At 69.8% G+C, this 20040-nt stretch carries 18 protein-coding genes and 2 pseudogenes; 6 read left to right on the top strand and 14 right to left on the bottom strand.

Annotated features, from left to right (window positions below; all coding sequences use genetic code 11):
• The 4 genes and pseudogenes from AB0F41_RS24355 to AB0F41_RS24370 all read left to right on the top strand — a co-directional run.
• Positions 1–203 (top strand): annotated as a pseudogene (locus tag AB0F41_RS24355) (hypothetical protein); the annotation flags it as partial.
• A gap of 43 nt (positions 204–246) precedes the next feature.
• Complete coding sequence (locus AB0F41_RS24360) at positions 247–603, top strand: anti-sigma factor (RefSeq protein WP_357427525.1); 357 nt, start codon at positions 247–249, stop codon at positions 601–603.
• Positions 604–770: 167 nt separating this feature from the next.
• Positions 771–1544, top strand: a complete 774-nt coding sequence (locus AB0F41_RS24365) for a SigB/SigF/SigG family RNA polymerase sigma factor (protein ID WP_357427606.1) — start codon at positions 771–773, stop codon at positions 1542–1544.
• 218 nt (positions 1545–1762) lie between these two features.
• Positions 1763–3934 carry a molybdopterin-dependent oxidoreductase gene (locus tag AB0F41_RS24370; protein ID WP_357427527.1) on the top strand — a complete coding sequence of 724 codons (2172 nt, stop codon included), beginning with the start codon at positions 1763–1765 and terminating at the stop codon, positions 3932–3934.
• Between the two features lie 17 nt (positions 3935–3951).
• Here AB0F41_RS24370 and AB0F41_RS24375 read toward each other — a convergent pair whose 3' ends face one another.
• From AB0F41_RS24375 to AB0F41_RS24400, 6 genes and pseudogenes are all read right to left on the bottom strand, one after another.
• On the bottom strand, positions 3952–4308 hold the full coding sequence (locus tag AB0F41_RS24375) for an MmcQ/YjbR family DNA-binding protein (RefSeq protein ID WP_357427529.1): 357 nt from the start codon (positions 4306–4308) through the stop codon (positions 3952–3954).
• A gap of 107 nt (positions 4309–4415) precedes the next feature.
• Positions 4416–5741 (bottom strand): annotated as a pseudogene (locus AB0F41_RS24380) (RsmB/NOP family class I SAM-dependent RNA methyltransferase); the annotation flags it as partial.
• A gap of 686 nt (positions 5742–6427) precedes the next feature.
• The gene (gene fmt, locus AB0F41_RS24385) at positions 6428–7348 is read right to left on the bottom strand and encodes a methionyl-tRNA formyltransferase (RefSeq protein WP_357427531.1); all 921 of its coding nucleotides are present in this window, start codon (positions 7346–7348) and stop codon (positions 6428–6430) included.
• Entirely contained in the window at positions 7348–7890 is a 543-nt protein-coding gene (gene def / locus AB0F41_RS24390) for a peptide deformylase (RefSeq protein ID WP_357427533.1), read from the bottom strand. The genes fmt and def overlap by 1 nt, the downstream gene beginning before the upstream one ends.
• A 63-nt stretch (positions 7891–7953) precedes the next feature.
• Entirely contained in the window at positions 7954–8907 is a 954-nt protein-coding gene (locus AB0F41_RS24395) for an alpha/beta fold hydrolase (RefSeq protein WP_357427535.1), read from the bottom strand.
• A 134-nt stretch (positions 8908–9041) separates the two neighbouring features.
• Positions 9042–9725: a PadR family transcriptional regulator gene (locus AB0F41_RS24400; RefSeq protein ID WP_357427608.1), complete on the bottom strand. Its 684-nt coding sequence runs from the start codon at positions 9723–9725 to the stop codon at positions 9042–9044.
• Positions 9726–9841: 116 nt separating this feature from the next.
• Between AB0F41_RS24400 and AB0F41_RS24405 the strand changes: the two genes are divergently transcribed.
• Positions 9842–10438, top strand: coding sequence for a class I SAM-dependent methyltransferase (locus AB0F41_RS24405; protein ID WP_357427537.1), 597 nt, complete (start codon positions 9842–9844; stop codon positions 10436–10438).
• Positions 10439–10454: 16 nt separating this feature from the next.
• On the opposite strand, the gene AB0F41_RS24410 is transcribed toward AB0F41_RS24405, so the two are convergent.
• The 7 genes from AB0F41_RS24410 to AB0F41_RS24440 all read right to left on the bottom strand — a co-directional run bounded on the left by AB0F41_RS24410 (position 10455) and on the right by AB0F41_RS24440 (position 18076).
• A complete protein-coding gene (locus AB0F41_RS24410) occupies positions 10455–12815 on the bottom strand; it encodes a primosomal protein N' (protein ID WP_357427539.1) in 2361 nt (786 codons plus the stop codon).
• 192 nt (positions 12816–13007) lie between these two features.
• A complete protein-coding gene (gene metK / locus AB0F41_RS24415) occupies positions 13008–14219 on the bottom strand; it encodes a methionine adenosyltransferase (protein ID WP_357427541.1) in 1212 nt (403 codons plus the stop codon).
• Between the two features lie 326 nt (positions 14220–14545).
• Entirely contained in the window at positions 14546–15766 is a 1221-nt protein-coding gene (coaBC, locus tag AB0F41_RS24420) for a bifunctional phosphopantothenoylcysteine decarboxylase/phosphopantothenate--cysteine ligase CoaBC (protein ID WP_357427543.1), read from the bottom strand.
• Positions 15767–15811: 45 nt separating this feature from the next.
• A complete protein-coding gene (gene rpoZ / locus AB0F41_RS24425) occupies positions 15812–16090 on the bottom strand; it encodes a DNA-directed RNA polymerase subunit omega (RefSeq protein ID WP_033241620.1) in 279 nt (92 codons plus the stop codon).
• Between the two features lie 62 nt (positions 16091–16152).
• Positions 16153–16725: a guanylate kinase gene (gene gmk, locus AB0F41_RS24430; RefSeq protein WP_357427544.1), complete on the bottom strand. Its 573-nt coding sequence runs from the start codon at positions 16723–16725 to the stop codon at positions 16153–16155.
• Between the two features lie 20 nt (positions 16726–16745).
• Positions 16746–17066, bottom strand: coding sequence for an integration host factor, actinobacterial type (gene mihF, locus AB0F41_RS24435; protein ID WP_033241619.1), 321 nt, complete (start codon positions 17064–17066; stop codon positions 16746–16748).
• A gap of 431 nt (positions 17067–17497) precedes the next feature.
• The gene (locus AB0F41_RS24440; RefSeq protein WP_357427546.1) at positions 17498–18076 is read right to left on the bottom strand and encodes a TetR family transcriptional regulator; all 579 of its coding nucleotides are present in this window, start codon (positions 18074–18076) and stop codon (positions 17498–17500) included.
• 200 nt (positions 18077–18276) lie between these two features.
• Here AB0F41_RS24440 and AB0F41_RS24445 point away from each other — a divergent pair, with 200 nt between their 5' ends.
• Positions 18277–19164, top strand: a complete 888-nt coding sequence (locus AB0F41_RS24445; protein WP_357427548.1) for an SDR family NAD(P)-dependent oxidoreductase — start codon at positions 18277–18279, stop codon at positions 19162–19164.
• A gap of 31 nt (positions 19165–19195) precedes the next feature.
• On the opposite strand, the gene pyrF is transcribed toward AB0F41_RS24445, so the two are convergent.
• Entirely contained in the window at positions 19196–20017 is an 822-nt protein-coding gene (gene pyrF / locus AB0F41_RS24450; RefSeq protein WP_357427550.1) for an orotidine-5'-phosphate decarboxylase, read from the bottom strand.
• Positions 20018–20040 lie beyond the last annotated feature (23 nt).

Below are 20040 nucleotides of genomic sequence, written 5' to 3' on the forward strand. Positions count from 1 at the left end.
GCCGGCTGCTGCGCCGGGAACCCGGCGGCGATCTGGTGACGCATGCCGACCTGTCCGGGGTCACCGACAAACCATGGAACGATATCGTTGTCGACCACGAGTCTCGAGGGCTGACAGCAGACGCTAAGGGGGCCGAACCCCGCGCGCGCCAGCGCGCCAATAACGCAGTAGCCTGCGGGGGTGATCAATACTTCGGCGGATGAGGGGATTTACGGCGCCCCGGTTGAGATTCGGGTTGCGGCTTCGGTGTCACAGCTGCCGATCGTGCGTGGGCTCGCCGAAACCTTGGTCCTGCTCAGCGATTTCACCATGGACGAGATCGCCGATATCCGGCTTGCGGTGGACGAGGCCTGTTCCACATTGATCGGAGTGGCGGCCGCCGGGACCAGTCTGCGCTGTGTGTTCACCATCGGCGAGTCCGAGCTGCGGGTGCAGGTCGACGGAGTGGCCGCCCAGGAAGGTCTGCCCGACGCGCGGAGTTTCGGCTGGCATGTGCTGCGGACGTTGTCCGATGCCGTGGACGCCCGGCAGGAGCCCTTCGATCAGCAGGTTTCCGGATATCCGACAACGGTCGAATTCCGTCGGGTCCGGGGGAAAGCGTGACCGACAGGGAGAAACCGCTCGAATCCTCCGGTAGCGAGTACGACGGCCGAGCCGCGAATACCGAGCCCGCGGCGACCGAATCGGCGAACACCGAGGCCCCGAACACCGAGGCTGCCGGCGCCGACGACGCGAATACCGAGGACGACAGCACCGAGGACGACACCGAGCTGGCGGATCCGCCGCAGGTGAGCGGGTACGACGATGTCGCCGATCTTTTCACCCGGCTGGCGGCCACCGAACCGGAGTCGGCCGATCAGGCCCGGCTGCGCAACGAACTGATCGCCCGCTGCATCCCACTGGCCGACCATATCGCGCGGAAGTTCAGCGGCCGTGGGGAGCCGTTCGACGATCTGACGCAGGTGGCGCGGGTGGGTCTGGTCCACGCGGTGGATCGGTTCGATATTTCCCGCGGCTCGAATTTCCTGTCGTTCGCGGTACCCACCATCATGGGTGAGGTACGCCGCTATTTCCGGGACAACACCTGGGCGATGCGGGTGCCGCGCCGGGTGAAGGAAACCCATCTGCGGATCGGTGCCGCGGTCGATTCGCTGTCGCAGTCGCTGGGGCGTTCCCCGACGGCCAAGGAGATCGCGGCCGAACTCGATGTCGATCCGGATGAGGTGACGCAGGCCGTCATCGCCGGAAACGCCTACCAGCCGACCTCGATCGATGCGGCGTCGGTGGGCCGCGATACGGATGCTTCCCTGCTGGACACCCTCGGTGAGGAGGAGGCCCAGTTCGACCGTGTCGAGGAGTATGTGGCGATCCGGCCGCTGCTGGCGGGCCTGCCGGAGCGTGAGCGCCGGATTCTGACGATGCGGTTCTTCGAGTCGATGACGCAGACGCAGATCGCGCAGCAGATGGGGATTTCCCAGATGCATGTATCGCGGATTCTCGCTAAAACTCTGGCGCGGTTGCGGGACCAGTCGGCCCGCGAATAGCGCGTCGCGACTGTTGTGCCCGCTTCGCGGGTCGGTCTACCCTCAGACGTGAGAGTTTGAGTGGGAATTTGTCTCAGACGGCCATTTCCGGCCATTTTCGCTGACACCCACCCTTCCTCGGCAGTTCAGAGCAACCGACGAGCCCCGGGTCGGCCCGTAATCCGGCGCTCCTGCGGGTCGCGCGTCGATGACGACGCGGCGGAAAGTGATGACATGTGATGACCGCTGAGACCATCGCCCGGCAGTGCACCCTGTGCGAAGCGCACTGCGGCATTCTGGTGACCGTCGAGGATATGAAGGTCGGCCGGATCGAGGGCAATCCCGATGATGTCCTGTCCAAGGGCTATATCTGCCCCAAGGCGACCGCCATGGCCGGGCTACACGACGACCCGGACCGCTTGCGTACTCCGGTGCGGCGGGTGGGTGACCGGTTCGAACCCATCGGCTGGGACGAGGCGTTCCGCGAGATCGGCACCCGGCTGCGCCGGGTGCGCCGGGAGCACGGACCGCATGCGGTGGGCATGTACCTGGGCAATCCCGCCGCGCACAATTCGGCGATCATGTACGCCATGGCGCTGCGCGCCGGCCTGATGACCCGCAATTTCTACACCGCGTCCTCCATCGACCAGTTCCCGCAGGAATTCGTGGCGTGGCAGATGTACGGCTCGAATTTCATGATGCCCATCGCCGATATCGACCGCACCGACCGGCTGGTGATCCTCGGCGCCAACCCCGCGGTGTCCAACGGTTCGGTCACCACCATGCCGGGCGCCAAGAACCGGATCAAGGATGTGCGCGAACGCGGCGGGAAGGTCGTGGTGATCGACCCGCGGCGCACCGAGACCGCGCGGCTGGCCGACGAACATGTATCGGTCGTGCCCGGCGGGGACCCGTACCTCCTGCTGGCCGTCCTGCACGTCCTGATCACCGAGAAGCTCTACGACCGCACCGCAGTCCACGCGCAGTGCGGCGGACTGGACACACTGCGTGAGCTGGTCACCGGTTTCGCCCCGGAGGATGCCGCCCCGCACGCCGGGGTGGATGCCGAGACGATCCGCCGGCTGGCCCGGGAGCACGCCGCGGCGAAATCGGCGGTGATGTACGCGCGGATCGGGGTGTGCCAGACGCTCACCGGGACGATTACGCACTGGCTGGTCAACACCATCAACGCGGTCACCGGCAACCTCGACCGGCCCGGCGGGCAGATGTATGCCACTCCGGCGGTGGACCTGCTGCCGCTCGCCCGCCGGATGCCGCCGTTCTACGGCGCCTGGACCGATCGCTCCGGAAAATACAAATCGTTCCGTTTCGAGCTGCCGGTCGCGGCCCTCGCCGACGAGATTCTCGACGACGGGCCGGGGCAGATTCGCGCCATGATCACTTACGCCGGTAATCCGGTGCTGTCCACCCCACAGCGCGGACAGCTCGACAAGGCGCTCGGCTCGCTGGATTTCTATGTGGCCGTGGATATGTACATCACCGAAACCACCCGGCACGCCGATATCATCCTGCCGCCGCTGTCGCCGCTCGAGCGTGAGGACGTCGACATCCTGCTGACCATGTTCAGCGTGCACAACAACGTCCGGTACAACGCGCGGGCGGTCGAACCCGCCGGCGACGGTCTCGAGGACTGGGAGATCATGGCCCGGCTGACCACCGAGATCCTGCCGCTGCCCCTGCGTTCGGTCACCGGCCGGGCGCTCAACGCGGTATTCGCCCGCTTCAGTCCGCTGCGGGCGACGGCACTAGGGATGGCGGTCGGACCGCACGGAGTACTGCGGCGGGGACGCTCGGGCATCACCCTCCAGAAGGTCCGGGAGGCACGCGGCGGGATCGACCTGGGGCCGCTGCGGCCGCGGTTGCGTTCCCTGATCGCCACCGAGGACCGGCTGGTGCGGCTCGCGCCGCCGATGTTCGTCACCGAGGCACGCCGGTTGCTCGACGCGGTCCGGACCGCCGGCGCGCCCCGGAGTGACGGATACGATCTGCGGTTGATCGGCCGGCGGCACCTGCGCAGCAACAATTCGTGGCTGCACAATGTGCCGTCGATGGTGAAGGGGCGCGACCGCTGCACCGCGCTGATGAATTCGCACGACGCGCAGGTCCGCGGGCTTTCCGACGGTGCCCGGGTCACGGTCAGTTCGCCGATCGGATCGATCGTGGTGCCGCTGGAGATCAGTGACGATATCCGGCCGGGGACAGTCGCGATCCCGCACGGGTGGGGACACCGGGAACCCGGTGTCGGCTGGACGGTCGCCGCGGCGCTGCCGGGCGCGAATGTCAACCTGCTGCACGATCCGGAGCAGGTGGACCGCATCTCCGGCACAGCCGCCGTGAACAGCACCTGGGTGCGGATCGAAGCCGCCGATACCGCCACCGTGGCGGGGTGAGCCGGCTGCGGGCCCGGTTATTCCGGGCCCGCCCCGCGTTCCCGGTCCCGGCGCAGCTTCGCCGGGGCCACCAGCCACCAGGCGGCGTCCAGCAGTTCGCGCAACTGTTCGGCGTCGACGCGATCGAGGTCGATGAGGATGTACGGGTACCCGTCGTAGTGCGCGGTGGTGTAGAACGCCGGGTCACCGGAGGTCAGGAGGGCCTGCTTCTCCTCCATCTCGCAGCGCAGCGCGAGCCCGCCCTCGGCTTCGCTGCGCAAGCGCGCGAAACTCTTGCCCGCGACCTTCAACGCCGGGGTCCGGTAAGAGGTCGATTCGGCGACCTCCGGCAGCCCGGTGGCCATCCGCACGACGTGTGCCCAGGTGAGGCTCATACCTGCCAGTCTGCCCGGTCGCAGCGCACCGGGCTCGGATATTCGTCACCGCCGAATTCGCGCCCCCGGATGCCCCCGGACGGCTTCCCACCCGGACAGCGCGGGTGCTAGACGGGTTTGCGGAGTGCCGCCACGAACATGGCGTCGGTACCGTGCCGATGCGGCCACAACTGCACGCCGGGTCCGTCACCGATTCCGGTGACACCGGGGAGCAGCGGCCGTGCGTCCAGCTGTTCGGCGCCGGTGCGGCGCACCGTATCCGCGACCACCGCGACCGTTTCCGGGAGATGCGGCGAGCAGGTCGAATAGATGACCACGCCTCCGGGCCGTACCAGGTCCCAGGCGGCGCCCAGCAGTTCGCGCTGCAGCGTGACCAGATCGGCGAGATCCTCCGGCGTCCGGCGCCACCGCGCCTCCGGACGGCGCCGCAGCGCCCCCAGACCGGTACACGGCGCGTCCACCAGAACGCGGTCGTATCCGCCGGTCAGCCCGCTGTCGCGGCCGTCGGCGATATGGACCCGCACCGGCAGTCCGCGGGTGGCGTTGCGGACGAGTTCGGCCCGGTGCGGGGCCTGCTCCACCGCGTCCACCTGATAACCGTCGATACCGGCGAGAGCGCCGAGCAGCGCGGCTTTCCCGCCCGGGCCCGCACACAGGTCCAGCCAGCGGCCACCGTCGTCGCCGTGCAGAGGTGCGCGGGTGAGGGCCAGGGCCACCAGCTGGCTGCCCTCGTCCTGGACGGCGGCCATCTCCTGCTTCACCGGTTCCAGCGCGCCGGGGTCGCCACCGCTGTCGAGGTACACCGCGTACGGCGACCAGCGGCCTTCCTCGCCGCCGGTGACCAGGGCCAATTCCTCGGCGGTGATATCGCCGGGGCGGGCCACCAGATGCACCACCGGCCGGGCGTCGTCGGCGGCGAGCAGCTCGCGGAGTTCCCCGGCGTCGGCGCCGAGGGCGTCGGCGAAGGCCTGGGCGATCCACACCGGATGGGCGTATTCGAAGGCGAGCCGCCCGATGGGTTCCCGCGGCGCGAGCTGTTCGATCCACTCCTCCGGCTTCCGACCGGCGACCCGGCGCAGCACGGCATTGACGAAACCGGCACGCCCGGAACCACTTTCGATCCGGGCGAACTCCACCGACGTATGCACGGCGGCATGCGGTTCCACCCGGGTGCGCAGCAACTGGTAGGTGCCCAGCCGCAGGATGTCCAGCAGCGTCCCGTCGATCTCCTCGATCCCGCGTCCGGCGCATTCGGCGATCACCGCGTCGAGAACGCCGAGAGCGCGGCACGCACCGTAACCGAGTTCGGTGGCCAGCGCGGCATCCCGGCCCTCGACACCGTAGTCGCGGAGCAGTCCCGGCAGGACCAGGTTGGCGTAGGCATCGCGCTCGCGGACGGCCCGCAGCGTCTCCAGCGCCGCCTGCCGGGCGGGATCGGCGAGGACGCGGGCCGGCGTGTCCCGGCGGCCGGCGGATCGGCCGCCGGAACCGGCAGCCCGCTCCTCGGACCGATTCCGCTTGCCGGGTTCCGGTCCTCGGCGCCGCCCGTCGCCGGCCTCGGCGCCGCGGCCCGCGCCGCGTCGCGGCGCACCCCGGCTGCCCTCGACGCCGCGAGGCTCGTTGCGATCATCGGCCCGCCGGGCGCCGCCGCGATCACCGGTTCCGCCGACTCGCTCACCCGAACCGGAACCACCGCGGCCGTCCTGTCCCTGGCGCCGACCTCCACCGGAGGATTGTCCGCGGTCAACGGTCTTTCCTCGTCCTTCGCCGCGGCCGCCGCGCGTATCGCCGACGGCGGAATCACGCCCGCGCTCGTCCGCGCGACGGCTGCCCGGCCGGTCACGGCGTTGTCCCGGCTCTTTTCCCGAGGACGGCGAACCCGGCCGGCCACCGGACCTCGCGCGGGAGTCACCCCGCTCCGGTCCGGACGGCGGGACGTTCCGGCGGGGGTCGGTGTCCCGCTCCCCCCGCCCCGGGCCCTGCCGGCGCCCGTGCGGTTCGGCGCGCCGCTCATTCCGGCCGCCGCTCTCGTCCGGACGATCCCGCTCCGAATCGCCCTGATCCGGAGCGGGTTTCGGGTGGCGGCGGAAGCCGCGCGGCCGGTCGTTCGCCGGGCCGGTCACTCGGCCACCGTGCCCGATGCCGGGCGGGCGCCACGCGCCCAATCGACGGCCGCCATCGCGCGCTTTCCTTGTGGCTGCACCTGCCCCAGACGCACCGCGGTGGTCGCGGTGCCGACGAGCACACCCGATTTGCGCACGTCGAGCTGCCCTTCCGGCAGTGCTTCCTCCACCAGTTCCACCGGGCCGAGTTTCAGGCGGGTCCCCGCGACCGTGGTCCAGGCACCCGGGAACGGCGTGACCGCGCGTATCGCGCGGCCGACCGCGAGAGCGGGCTGATCCCAGCGAACCCGGGCCGCGTCGACAGTGATCTTGGGAGCGTAGGAGACACCGTCCGCGGGTTGCGGAATCGCCTGCAGGGTGCCGTCTTCGACACCGTCGAGGGTTTGTTCGAGCAACGCCGCACCGCTGTCGGCCAAACGGGTCAGCAGTTCCCCCGCGGTATCGGTGACACCGATACGTTCGGTCACGACACCGAAGACCGGACCGGTGTCGAGGCCCTTCTCGATCCGGAACGTGGAAGCCCCGGTGATCTCGTCACCGGCGGCGATCGCCGCCTGCACCGGGGCCGCGCCGCGCCAGGCGGGCAGCAGCGAGAAATGCAGGTTGATCCATCCGTGCGCCGGGATCTCCAGGATCTCCGGCGGCAGCAATGCCCCGTACGCGACCACCGGGCAGCAGTCCGGCGCCAGATCGCGGAGCGCGGCGACGAATTCGGGTTCCGCGGGTTTGTGCGGGGTGAGCACCGGAATACCGTGTTCGTCGGCCAGCTGCCCGACCGGCGACCGCCGCACCGAACGTCCGCGCCCGGCCGCGGCATCGGGCCGGGTCACCACCGCGGCCACTTCGTGGCGGGAGTCGAGCAGCCGGCGCAGCGAGGGGACGGCCGGGTCGGGGGTACCGGCGAAGACGATCCGCATCAGTGATCCCGCTCGGCCAGCGCGCGGCTCGGCCGGATCGTGATCCCGGCGGTGAACCAGTCGGATTCGCGGATGGTGCGCATGGCCTCTTTGCGCAGCGGGGCGTCGAGCCGGTCGATGAACAGGGTGCCGTCCAGATGATCGGTTTCGTGCTGCACGCACCGCGCGAGCAGTCCCTCGGCCTCGAAGTCGACCGGTGCGCCGTCGACGTCCACACCTGTGGCGCGGACCCGCATCGCCCGCCGGGTGTCGTGATTGACGCCGGGGATGGACAGACACCCCTCGGGACCGATCTGTTCCTCGTCGCCGAGTGCGGTCCACACCGGGTTGATCAGGTGACCGCGGGCGTCGCCGGTGTCGTAGACGAAGACCCGCAGACCGACGCCGATCTGCGGGGCCGCCATCCCGACGCCGCCGTCGTCGTACATGGTGTCGGTCAGATCGGTGACCAGCTGTCGCAGTTCGGGGCCGAATTCGGTGACCTCGGTCGCGCGGGATCGCAGGATCGGATCGCCGAAGAGGCGGACGGACTGGACGGTCACGATGACTCCCGAAGACAGGTGGCTGGGCAGGAAGATCTCATTCTAGTGACCCCCGCCCGCCGCTCAGATATTGCCGCCGATGATCACCTCGGGGATGCCGGTACCCAGCGCCACCGGTACGCAGGCGGGTTTCGCCGGGCGGGCGGGGTCGAGGGCGCCGAGCAGCAGTCCGAGTACGAACGGGTCGTACACCATATGGAAATGCCCGGTCAGGTTCGCCGGGCACAGATCCTGGATCACCAGGTTCTCGGCGCCGGGACCGCGGAGGGCGATGTTCTCGAACGGCTGGATCATCTCGTCGACCCGGCTGCCGATGGTGACGTAGCGAACGCCGGGCACGGTATCGCCGCCGGCGTTCAGTGCTTTCATGAACGGTGACCCCTGGGCCTGCTGCACCGCCGCCGGCGAGACGGCCAGCGCGGCCACATCCAGCACTCCGGGGATCTGCTGGGCCAACGGCACCAGGCCGTACATCACACCACCGTAGGTCGGCGAGGCCACGCCCACCCAGGTGCCGACTTTCGGTGCGCCACCGAGCTTGTTGGCGTAGTACCGGGTCACGTTGGCGCCCTGGGAGAATCCCACGAGATCGACGCGATCGGATCGGGTGGCGGCCCGGACCTCGTCGACGAACCACGCGATCTGATGCGCGCTGAGCACGATGTCCTCGGTGCCGTAACTCATGGAACCCGGCCGCCCGCCGTAGTTGAGCGCGAACACGCAGTAGCCCTCGTCCACCAGTCGCGGCCCGATGGCCGACCAGTCGGTGTAGGCGTTCGCGTCGGTGCCGTGCGCGAGGATCACCGGGCGCGGATGCGCGGCGTCCGGGACACATCCGAAATCATTGACGCCCCGGGGTACCGCGTCCGGATGGGATTTCATGAACAGCACCGCCGCCAGATGGTCCGGCTGTGGTGGGCCCGGGTCGGTGGGGATCACGGGCGGAAGGTATCCGGGAGGCTGGGCGATGCTGCCCGCGGTCGCGAGCACCACCGACCCAGCCAGTGCACCGGCCATCGTCAGCAGCCGTAGCGGAAACCTGCCACGCTGCGTACCGTCCCGCCCCGCCGGCCATCGAAGTCGTATCACCACATAATCTTCTCCCCTGCCGGCGCGGCGGGAAAACGGGGCACCGGGTCTTGATCACCCCGTTACTTTTCCGGTGTCTCATCCTCGGCGAGGATGCGATACAAGGCTTTCCGCGCGTCGGTGAGAACCGCCGCCGCCTTGGCCGCCTGATCCGGCGTCCCGGCCGCCGCGACCTGGGCAACAGCGCCCATGAGCGGCGGAATCAGGGCACGCAGATCACTGGTGTGTTCGCCTACTCCCTCCTTGACCTCGGCCCAGGGATCGCCGAGCTCCTCCCGGTGTTCGGTGACATGGGCGTTACCTGTCTCGGTCAGTTGCGCGGTCTTGCGGCCGGCCACCTTCTCGATCGTGATGAGCCCTTCGTCCTCCAACTGGGACAGTGCGGGGTAGATGGACCCCGGACTCGGCCGCCAGAGATCGTCGCTGCGCTCCCGGATCTGCTGGATGAGTTCGTAGCCGTGCATCGGGCGTTCGGTGAGCAGCAGCAGGATCGCCGCCCGCACGTCACCACGGCGGCCACGACCACCGCGCCCCCGGCCACGGCCGAACCCGGGACCGAAGCCCGGGCCGCCGAATCCGGGCCCGAACCCGGGGCCGAACTGCGGTCCGAAGCCCGGACCGAATCCGGGCGGCCCGCCGTGCCGGAACAGGGCTGCGCCCGGTCCGAAATCGGCGCCCGGCCGTTGCCGCCGGGCCCAGCGGCCCCGGCCACCTTTGCGGAATTCCGCGTTCTCGATGTTTTCCATGTTTTCCATAGCAGCCTCCTGCGCCACTCGATCGGTTTTCATAGCATCGACGATATATCGGCAATCTATCCAACGCAAGGGTCGCGGGAGAATTCCCGGCCCGCGATGATGGTCCGGTGCTCGACTACGACCGGGAAGCCGCCCACTACGACCACACGCGCGGCGGCCTGTCCAGGGCCCGTGCCGCGGCTTCCGCGCTCGACCGGCTGATCCCCGGCCCCGGTGTCGTGCTCGATCTGGCCGTCGGCACCGGAATCGTGGCGGCAGATCTGGAGACTGCCGGGCACAGGGTCATCGGCGTCGACCTGTCCGCGGGGATGCTCGCGCAGGCCGCCCGGCGGCTACCGGGACGTCTGGCCCGCGCGGACGCGGCCGCGCTGCCGCTGCCCGGCTCCTGTGTCGATGCGGTGACCGCGGTCTGGCTGCTGCACCTGCTCGACGATGCCGAGCCCGCGATCGCGGAATCGGCCCGGGTACTCCGGCCCGGCGGCTGGTTCGTCACCACCGCCGACAAGGCCGCCGCACACCGCATCGCCTCCGGCCTGCCCCCGGACGATCGGCCGCGAGCCGACGGCTGCGCACTGCTGACCACGCTCGGCGCCCGGTACGGGCTGCACCTCGCCGCCGCGACGTCGTTCATCGGGTTCGGGCAGGCCCGCGCCGGCGGATCCGACCCCATGTATCCCGTCCTCGGGTTCCGGCGCATCGGGTGACGCCGGAACGGCCCGATCAGCCGATATCGAGCGGATCGATCTGCACACGCAGCGGCGCGTCCGCGCGCTGACTGCTCCGGACGGCCTGCGCCGCGGTGAGCGCGCGGGCGAGCGCACCACCCTGCGCACGGGGCGCGCGCAACAGCACTCGCTCCACCTCGAGCGGTCCGCTGACACCGTCGCCGCGCGATCCGGCGGGCATCCGGGCAGCGACGGGAAGCGGGACCGGGCCCAGAATCTCCACCGACGGCGGTAACTCGGCCACGGCGAGCAGGTCGGCGACGGAATCGGGGGTGCCGTCGACCGCCGCCATCCGCGCCGCGGGCGGAAAACCCACCTCGGCACGCTGGGCCAGTTCGGCGGCAGCGTGGCCGGTCGGATCCCAGCGCAGCAGCGCCTGTACAACCGGCACGGCCGGGTCGGCCATGACGAGTACCTGCCCCTCCGGCGATACCAGCGCGGCCGCACCCAGCCAGCGGCGCAGGGTGTCCTCGGCGGCGCGCAGATCCGCGCGGCCCAGCAGCGCCCAGCCGTCCAGCAGCAGCCCGGCGCCGTACCCCCCGGGGAGCACCGGTTCGGCGCCGACCGTGGCCACCACCACCTGCGGTCCCGGTGGGACGGTGTCGAGGATCGCCGACCCGCTCGATCCCCGGATCGGCACTCCCGGGAAGGCCCGGCCCAGTTCTTCCGCCGTGCGCGCCGCCCCGATGACGACCGCGCGCAGGGCCCGGCCACCGCAGGAGGGGCACCGGAAGGCGGCCTCGGTGCGTCCGCACCACCGGCACACCGGGCTCTGCGGGGTCTGATCGCCGGTGGCACCCTGATCGGCACCGGGCAGCGAGAGCGGGCCCACACAGTGCCGGCACCGGGCGGGAACACGGCATTTCGTGCAGGCCAGCGCCGGTACATAGCCGCGGCGCGGCACCTGGACCAGAACCCCGTGTCCGGCGGCGAGGGTCCGGCGGGCGGCGGCGAACGCCGCGCCGGGTATCCGCACCGCACGGGCGATGGGATCACGTTCGAGGGCCATATCGGAATCGCCGGGTGCGCTGATACGCGGCGCGGCGGCCCGCAGGGTCGCGCGGTCGGCCAGCAGGTCGTGCGCCCAGCCCGATTCGACAACCGCCTGGATTTCCGCGGTCCGCGCGAAACCGGCCGCCACGAAGGCGGCGCCCGTGTCGTGCGCGCGGAGCATGGCGACCTCACGCGCGTGCGGATACGGAGAGCGCGGTTCGGCGTAGGTGTCGTCGCCGTCGTCCCACAGAGCGATGAGACCCAGGTCCGCCGCGGGTGCGAACACCGCACTGCGCGTGCCCACCACCACCCGCGCGGTGCCACGCAGGATCGCGAGCCAGCGCCGGTAGCGGGCGGCGGGGCCCAGCCCGGCGGACAGGCCGACCGCGCGATCGCCGACAAGTCGTTCACATTCCGACAACACCCGATCAAGATCGCGCTGGTCCGGGACCATCAGAATCGCGCTGCGCCCGGCGGCGGAGACGACGGCGGCGAGTTCGGCGAGGCGCCGGGCCCAGTTCTCCCCCGGCAGGGCCTGCCATGCCGCGCGCGGGCTCCGTCCCCCGGCCAGGGCGGCGAGGAACGCGTCGCCGTGCCGGTATCGCTGCCAGGCGACCGCCTCCACGCTCTCGGGCACGGCCGGACTCCCGGATTCCCCTGCAGGCGAATGCGTTGCGCTGGGCTCGCGCCGCGAGTCATCGTCGCGGTCCCCCCGCGCGGCGGAAGCCGTCCCGTCATCCGGCGGATCCCCGTCGGGACCATCCGGCGAAAGATCAGGTCCGGAGTGGCCCCGAGGCCGTGCGGGCCCGGGGAAACCGGAAGGTCGTGGGGTCACCGCGGGGATCTCCGCGGCTCCCGGTCCGGCCGGGCCGGTACCCGCGGGCCGCCCGGCCGCGGCCCCGGTCGGGTCGTGCGCTTCCGATCCGGGAACCGGTTCCGTCTGCCCGGACCCGGAGGTTTCGGGCTCGTCCGCTTCCGGCGCCCCCGACCCGGGATCCGCCTCCCGGATCTTCTGCTTCGCAGCGGTTTTCGCGGACCCGCCGTTCTCCACCCGCGCATGCCGGGGCGGAATCGCCAGCCGCAGCACATCGGCGCGGGTGCCCGCGCACCGGGCGGCGACCGTCGTGGCGAGCCGGAGGATCTCCGGGGTGAGGACCTGTTCCGGCGAGACCACGCGCTCGAGACGTACGAGCTTGCCCGAGTGTTCGGATTCGGTGAGCCTGCTCAGCAGGTAACCGTCCACCAGCCGCCCCGCGAACCGCACCCGGACACGGACACCGGGCCGCGCGGTCTCGTCGAACTCCGGCGGTACCAGATAGTCGAAATCGCGGTCCAGATGCGCAGGGGTGAGCAGCGGTAGCACTCTGGCAACCGGATGCGTCAGCGGTTCCGAAGCGGTCGCTTCCTGCACCGGGGCCCGGCGACGGCGTGGTTCCGGACGCGAGCGACCGCCTGCCCCGGACCGGGCCGGGCGGACCTCCGATGCGTCCGGCACGCCCGGCAACCCGGGTTCTGCCGGGCTACCGGACGCCGGGTGCTCCACGCGAGCGGAGACCTACAGTCCCGCGGCGGCGCGCAGCTTCTCCGCGCGGTCGGTGCGCTCCCAGGGCAGATCGATATCGGTGCGGCCGAAATGCCCGTACGCCGCGGTCGGCGCGTAGATCGGCCGCAGCAGGTCCAGGTCGCGGATGATGGCGCCCGGGCGCAGATCGAACACCTCGGCGATGGCCGAGGAGATCCGGGCCGGATCGGCCTTCTCGGTGCCGAACGTCTCGACGAACAACCCCACCGGAGCCGCCTTGCCGATCGCGTACGCCACCTGCACCTCGACCTTGTCGGCCAGACCCGCGGCGACCACGTTCTTGGCGACCCAGCGCATCGCGTAGGCGGCGGAACGGTCGACCTTGGACGGATCCTTACCGGAGAACGCGCCGCCACCGTGGCGGGCCATACCGCCGTAGGTGTCGACGATGATCTTGCGGCCGGTCAGGCCGGCGTCGCCCATCGGCCCGCCCAGGACGAACTTCCCGGTCGGGTTCACCAGCAGCCGGATATCGGAGGTGTCGAGGTCGGGGATCGCGATCTCGGCGAGTACCGACTCCACGACCTTTTCCCGGATATCGGGGGCCAGCAGATTGTCCAGGTCGATATCGGCGGCGTGCTGGGTGGAGACCACGACCGTATCGAGCCGGACCGCACGATCACCGTCGTATTCGATGGTGACCTGGGTCTTACCGTCCGGACGCAGGTAGGGAAGTACGCCGGTTTTCCGGACCTCGGTGAGCTTGCGGGACAGCCGGTGCGCGAGCGCGATCGGCAGCGGCATGAGTTCGGGGGTGTCGGTGTTGGCGTAGCCGAACATCAGGCCCTGGTCGCCGGCGCCCTGCTGTTCGATCTCGTCGTCGGAACCACCGACCCGCGCCTCGTGCGAGGTGTCGACGCCCTGCGCGATATCCGGCGACTGGGAACCGATCGCGATGTTCACGCCGCAGGAGTTGCCGTCGAATCCTTTTGCCGAGGAGTCGTATCCGATCTCCAGGATCTTCTCCCGGACGATATGCGGGATATCCGCGTAGGCCTCGGTGGTGACCTCGCCCGCGACATGCACCTGACCGGTGGTCACGAGCGTCTCCACGGCGACCCGGCTGCGCGGGTCCTGGGACAGCAGGGCGTCGAGGATGGAATCGCTGATGGCGTCACAGATCTTGTCCGGATGACCCTCGGTCACGGACTCACTGGTGAATAGCCGGCTACCGGACGTGCGCACAGTTTCCCTCTTCCTCACGGTTACTCGTGTCCCGGATGGACCGTAGCTCACGGCTCGCGGTCACGACCCTGGACTCTCAGACTATTAGAACGGGCCGACCGATTGGAGCTTCGGAACACTCCGCCGGACAGGTTTCCGAACAGTGCGCCCGTGGCCGGTGATTTTCCGCGTGCCCCGGTGCCGCCCCGGCGATGGCGGCGTGCTCGCCGGTCGTGCCGGCCGGTGCCCGATCCGTACCCGGTCGGCGGGGTGCGGCGCGGGCCGGGGGAGTTCGAATCACGCCGAGCCGAACCCGGTACCGGGCCGAATCGAGCGCCGAGCCGGACTCAGTGCAGCAACGGCGCCAGTGCGTCCAGGACCCGGCTGGCGAGCAGCGCCTTGGAGCCGTGGTCGAGCGCCTGCTCGCTCCCGTCGGCCCCCAGCAGCCAGCCGTCGTTGGTATCCACCTCGAAGGCCTTGCCCTCACCCACCGCGTTGACCACCAGCAGATCGCAGCCCTTCCGGGCCAGTTTGGCCCGGGCGTGGGTGATCACATCGCCGTCCTCGTCGCCCGTCTCGGCGGCGAAGCCGACGATCGCCGTGCCGGGCAGCCGGCCCTCACTTCGCGCCTGGACCAGACCGGCGAGAATATCCTCGGTCTTGGACAGTGCGATGCTATCGGGCTCGGCCTTGCCCTTCTTGATCTTGGCGGCGGCCACCGAGGTGGGCCGGAAATCGGCGACGGCGGCGGCCATGATCACCGCGTCCGCACCGACCGCGTGTTTGTCCACAGCGGTCTTGAGCTGGTCCGCGGTGGTGATGTGCACCAGATCCACCGCGGCCGGAGGCGCCATCTCGATGGTGTTACCGGCGATGAGCGTGACCTGCGCACCGCGCTGAGCGGCCACCCGGGCCAGCGCGTATCCCTGCTTACCGGAACTGCGATTGCCCAGGAAACGCACCGGATCCAGCGGCTCGCGGGTACCGCCCGCGGTGATCACCACCCGCTTGCCCTCGAGATCGCGGGGAACGGCGTCGGTTCGTTCGAGCAGCAGTGATGCCAGTCCGAAGATCTCCTCGGGCTCGGGCAGCCGCCCGGGGCCGGTATCGGTGCCGGTGAGACGGCCGGAGGCCGGCTCCATCACCGTGGCGCCCTGCGCGCGCAGTGCCGCCACATTCGAAACGGTCGCGGCGTGCTCCCACATCTCGGTATGCATGGCAGGCGCGAAGAGAACGGGACATCGCGCGGTCAGCAGGGTGGCGGTGAGCAGATCGTCGGCGCGGCCGTGCGCGGCCCGGGCCATCAGGTCCGCCGTCGCGGGGGCGATGACGACCATTTCGGCCTCCTGCCCCAAGCGCACATGCGGAACCTCGGGCACATCGGCGAACACCCCGGTGTGCACCGGGTGGCCGGACAGCGCCTCGAAAGTCGCCTTGCCCACGAACTGCAAGGCCGCTTCGGTGGGGATCACCCGGACGGTATGACCGGTCTCGGTGAACCGCCGCACCAGGGCGCACGCCTTGTAGGCGGCGATTCCGCCGCCCACCCCGACAACTACCCGCGCCATCGCGCGCCTCCTGCCCTATCGGCCGTTCGCCCCGTCAGCGGGTTGTTATTCGCCTTCGGTGTGCTCGAGCAGATCGCTGTGGATCTCCCGCATGGCCACCGACAGGGGCTTCTCCTGCGGCAGCGGCTCGACCAGGGGGCCGACGTATTCGAGGATTCCGTCGCCCAGCTGGTTGTAGTAGTCGTTGATCTGGCGGGCACGTTTGGCGGCGTAGATCACCAGGGCGTACTTGGACGAGGTGCGGTCCAGCAGCTCGTCGATCGGCGGGTTGGTGAGGCCGACCGGGGTGTCGTAGGCGGGCGCGGCGATATCCGTACTGCTCACTGAGGAAGCTCCTGCGGGGTCGGTGGCTCGGACGCGCGGCGACTCACCGGCCGCGCATCGGGCTACGAATTGGAATTCGTGCTGACGAACAACGATACCAACTGCGCACAGGCGCTGGTCACGGTGTCGTTCACGATCACTGTGTCGAACTCGTCACGTGCGGCCAACTCCACCCGTGCGGTCGCCAGCCGGCGTTCGATGACCTCCGGCGATTCGGTGCCGCGACTGCGCAGTCTGTTCTCCAGTTCCTGCCAGCTGGGCGGCGCGAGAAAGACGAGCACGGCCTCGGGCATCGCCCGGCGGATGGAGCGCGCTCCTTCGAGGTCGACCTCGATCAGTACCGACAGCCCCTCCGACAGGGCGGCGCGCACCGGCGCGGCGGGCGTACCCGACCGCTGCAACCCGCCGTGGATATCCGCCCATTCGAGCAGATCGCCGGACTCGATCATCCCGTCGAACTCGGCCCGGCTGACGAACCGGTAGTCGCGGCCGTCGACTTCATCGGGACGCGGGTCCCGTGTTGTCGCCGACACGCTGAAAACCAGTTCCGGCAGCCGTTCGCGGACACAGCGCACCACGGTGGACTTGCCCACGGCCGAGGGGCCGACCAGTACAACCAGCCGACCCTTCGTCATGTTCTCGATCACCGAGGGCGTCAGGCGCCGAGATCGAATTTGGCGAGCAGCGCCTTGCGCTGCCTGTCACCGAGACCACGCAGCCGTCGGGTCGGCGCGATCTCGAGCTCGTTCATGATCTCCTCGGCCTTGACCTTGCCGACCTTGGGCAGGGCTTCCAGCAGTGCGCGCACCTTCATCTTACCGATGATCTCATCGGTCTCGGCCTGGCCGAGGACCTCTTTCAAGTCGGTGCCGCCGCGCTTCAGGCGATCTTTGAGCTCCGCCCGAGCACGGCGAGCGGCAGCCGCCTTCTCCAGAGCAGCGGCGCGCTGCTCGTCAGTCAGCTGGGGAAGGGCCACGGTTCCTCCGTCTCATCGTTCATTGCATCCAGACCTGCCGAACAACCCGGCAGTCTCAGCGACCGTACCCACGACGCCCCCGGATTGCGAACCCACCCCCCAGGTCAGGGCATGAATCGAAGCCCGTCGCGACCCCTTGCGGAGCGGTACCTTCCCCGGCTTGCCGCGCGGCCCTGCACTCCGGATCGAATCGCGAAATACCTGTTCATCAGGCAGTTTTGGGAACGCGGACAGAGTTGCGGTGCGATAACCAGGACCCTCGACCGCCGTCCGGCTACCCTCCGGCCGCCCTACCAGGAATTTTCTCGGAAATTTTCGGTGGTGGGCGGCGTGGAGGGGTCGGAAGGGCCGAATTTCCCGAATCAGCCGGGCCCGGGCGACCGGCCGGTGTCCGGAAGGTCCGTTCCGGCGGGACGGAATTCCGGACGCCGTCAGGTCGTCGGGGTCTCCTCGATAACGGCAAGCACCGCTTCCAACAGTGGCTGCAACTCCTGTGGCTGTGCCTCACCGAGGGTCGGCATACCGATGACCCGCCGCATCAGCAGCGTGCCGGCGATCAGCGACAGCACGACTTCACCGCGGAGTCGCCCACCCGGACCCGGGATCCGATTCGCCAGGCGCCGGCCGACATGGCGTTCGAGAGCGTCGCGCACGATCTCGGTGGCGCGAGGATTCGACAGGGAACGCAGCATGATCAGAAACGGCTCCGGAGGCTCGGCGTCCGGATTCGTGCGTGCGACGAGTGCCGCGGCGGTCCAGGTTCCCGCCACCTCCGGCCGATCGGCAATGAAAACCGGGGGCGTGAACGAGATATCCACCGCCTCGGCGAACAACTGCTCCTTGGACCCGAAATAACGGTTCACCAGCATGGCGGTGACCCCGGCGTCGCGCGCGATCTCACGCACTCCGGCGCCGTCGTATCCGGCGCGGGCGAAGTGGCCGATGGCCGACTGCAGGATCGCCTCGCGGGTGGCGGCAGCATTGCGGCGGCGGGGCGGGGAAGACGACATACCTCATGGTAAAAGCGGCCGGGCATCTTGTCTACGTACGTAGACTTATGTACTGTGAAACGTAAGTCTACGGCTGTAGATATGGAGTGACGCATGGACACGGGCGATCGGGAAGGCGGACGCCGGTTACCGGCGGCGGGCTCGCCATCCAACCCGCGCGCCGTCTCCTGAGCATTCCTCGACTCGAGAAAGCAGTCACCATGAAAGAATCACAGGTTTTCCTGGTCTCGGGCGCATCCCGCGGTCTCGGGCGCGATATCGTCTCGGCCGCCCTGACCGCCGGGCACCGCGTCGTCGCCGGTGTCCGATCGACCTCGGCGCCGGCCGATCTCGCGGCTCGCTATCCGGATCGGCTGATCGTGGTCGGACTCGACGTGACCAGCGACGAGCAGGTCCGCGCCGCGGTGGCAACGGCTGTACAACGGTTCGGCCGGATCGACGTGCTGGTCAACAATGCCGGCTACGCCAATATGGCGCCGATCGAGGACGTCGATTTCGACGATTTCACCGCGCAGGTCGATACCGACTTCTACGGTGTGGTGCGGCTGACCAGAGCGGTGCTACCGCATATGCGGGCCGAACGCTCCGGTCATATCGTTCAGATCTCTTCCGTCGGCGGGCGACTCGTCCGTGCCGGACTGGCCGCCTATCAATCGTCCAAATGGGCGGTCACCGGTTTCTCCGGCGTCCTCGCCCAAGAGGTGGCACCGCTGGGCATCAAGGTCACGGTGCTGGAGCCGGGTGGTATGCGCACCGACTGGGCCGGATCCTCGATGCGCATCGACCCGATCCGCGCGGAGTACGCCGCCACGGTCGGCGCTGCCGCGGCGACGAGCCGTACAGGCAATCTCGGCGCCAGCGATCCCGCCAAGGTCGCCGATCTGGTGCTGCGGATCGTCGCCATGGCCGAACCGCCCGCTCGGTTACTGGTGGGCCCGGATGCCTACCGCTACGCCACCGCGGCCGGACGGGCCTTGCTGGCCGCCGACGAGCAGTGGGAGTCGCTGAGCGTGTCCACCGCCGCGGACGATGCCACCGCCGGGCAACTCGACCCCTTGGACAACGACAGCGCCACCCGGAGCCGGTGACCCGGCGACGGTGGTGGCCGGCGCCGTGCCGTCACATCAGATAGGCGAACTCGTCCTGGAAACGCGCCAGCCGCTCACGCAACGCTGTTACGGACGGCCCGGCCCGCAGGACGTCGCGGGACACACTGGGCACCGCTGTGGACCACACACGTTCCGGTAACAACGCCCGCACCGCGTCGGCGGTACCGCCCTGGGCTCCCACTCCGGGTAGCAGGATCGGCCCGTTCAACTCGGTCAGATCGGGGATCTCCGCGAGCGTGGCACCGACCACCACACCCACCGATCCCGGCTCGGTTCCCCGGTTGCTCGCCGCCGCCGCGTCGACCATCGCCTGCGCGAGGCTGCGGCCACCGGCATCGGCCCGCTGCACCTCGGCGGCATCCGGGTTCGACGTGGCAGCGAGAACGAATACGCCGCGCCCGTTGGCGCCGGCCAGATCCAGCGCGGGCCGCAGCGCCCCGTATCCGAGGTAGGGCGATACGGTGACCGCATCGGCACCGAGGGGACCGTCGCCGAGCCAGGTGCGGGCGTAGGCGTCCATGGTGGAGCCGATATCGCCGCGTTTGGCGTCGGCCAGGACCAGGGTGCCGGAGGCCCGCAACACCTCGATGGTGCGCTCGAGGACCGCGATTCCCGCCGCACCGTAGACCTCGAAAAACGCGACCTGCGGTTTGACGATCGCCGCGACGCCGTCGAAGGCCTCCACACAGATTTCGGCGAAGCTTTCGAGGCCGTTCGCGTCGTCGGCGAGGTCCCAGGCGGCGAGCAGCGCCGGATGCGGATCGATCCCGACACAGATCGGCCCGCGGGCGCGCTGGGCGGCGGCGAGCCGCCCGCCGAAGGTATTCGTCATCGTCTCGTCCTCCGCCGATTCCG

Source organism: Nocardia sp. NPDC024068, assembly GCF_040638875.1.
Lineage (GTDB): Bacteria > Actinomycetota > Actinomycetes > Mycobacteriales > Mycobacteriaceae > Nocardia.

Bases quoted from the DNA above. Each gene is read 5' to 3' on its own strand.
- pyrF (WP_357427550.1), bottom strand. From the start codon at position 20,017: ATGACGAATACCTTCGGCGGGCGGCTCGCCGCCGCCCAGCGCGCCCGC.
- AB0F41_RS24375 (WP_357427529.1), bottom strand. From the start codon at position 4,308: ATGAGCCTCACCTGGGCACACGTCGTGCGGATGGCCACCGGGCTGCCG.
- AB0F41_RS24370 (WP_357427527.1), top strand. From the start codon at position 1,763: ATGACCGCTGAGACCATCGCCCGGCAGTGCACCCTGTGCGAAGCGCAC.
- coaBC (WP_357427543.1), bottom strand. From the start codon at position 15,766: ATGGCGCGGGTAGTTGTCGGGGTGGGCGGCGGAATCGCCGCCTACAAG.
- AB0F41_RS24395 (WP_357427535.1), bottom strand. From the start codon at position 8,907: ATGGCCGGTGCACTGGCTGGGTCGGTGGTGCTCGCGACCGCGGGCAGC.
- fmt (WP_357427531.1), bottom strand. From the start codon at position 7,348: ATGCGGATCGTCTTCGCCGGTACCCCCGACCCGGCCGTCCCCTCGCTG.
- AB0F41_RS24400 (WP_357427608.1), bottom strand. From the start codon at position 9,725: ATGGAAAACATCGAGAACGCGGAATTCCGCAAAGGTGGCCGGGGCCGC.
- AB0F41_RS24445 (WP_357427548.1), top strand. From the start codon at position 18,277: ATGAAAGAATCACAGGTTTTCCTGGTCTCGGGCGCATCCCGCGGTCTC.
- gmk (WP_357427544.1), bottom strand. From the start codon at position 16,725: ATGACGAAGGGTCGGCTGGTTGTACTGGTCGGCCCCTCGGCCGTGGGC.
- AB0F41_RS24440 (WP_357427546.1), bottom strand. From the start codon at position 18,076: ATGTCGTCTTCCCCGCCCCGCCGCCGCAATGCTGCCGCCACCCGCGAG.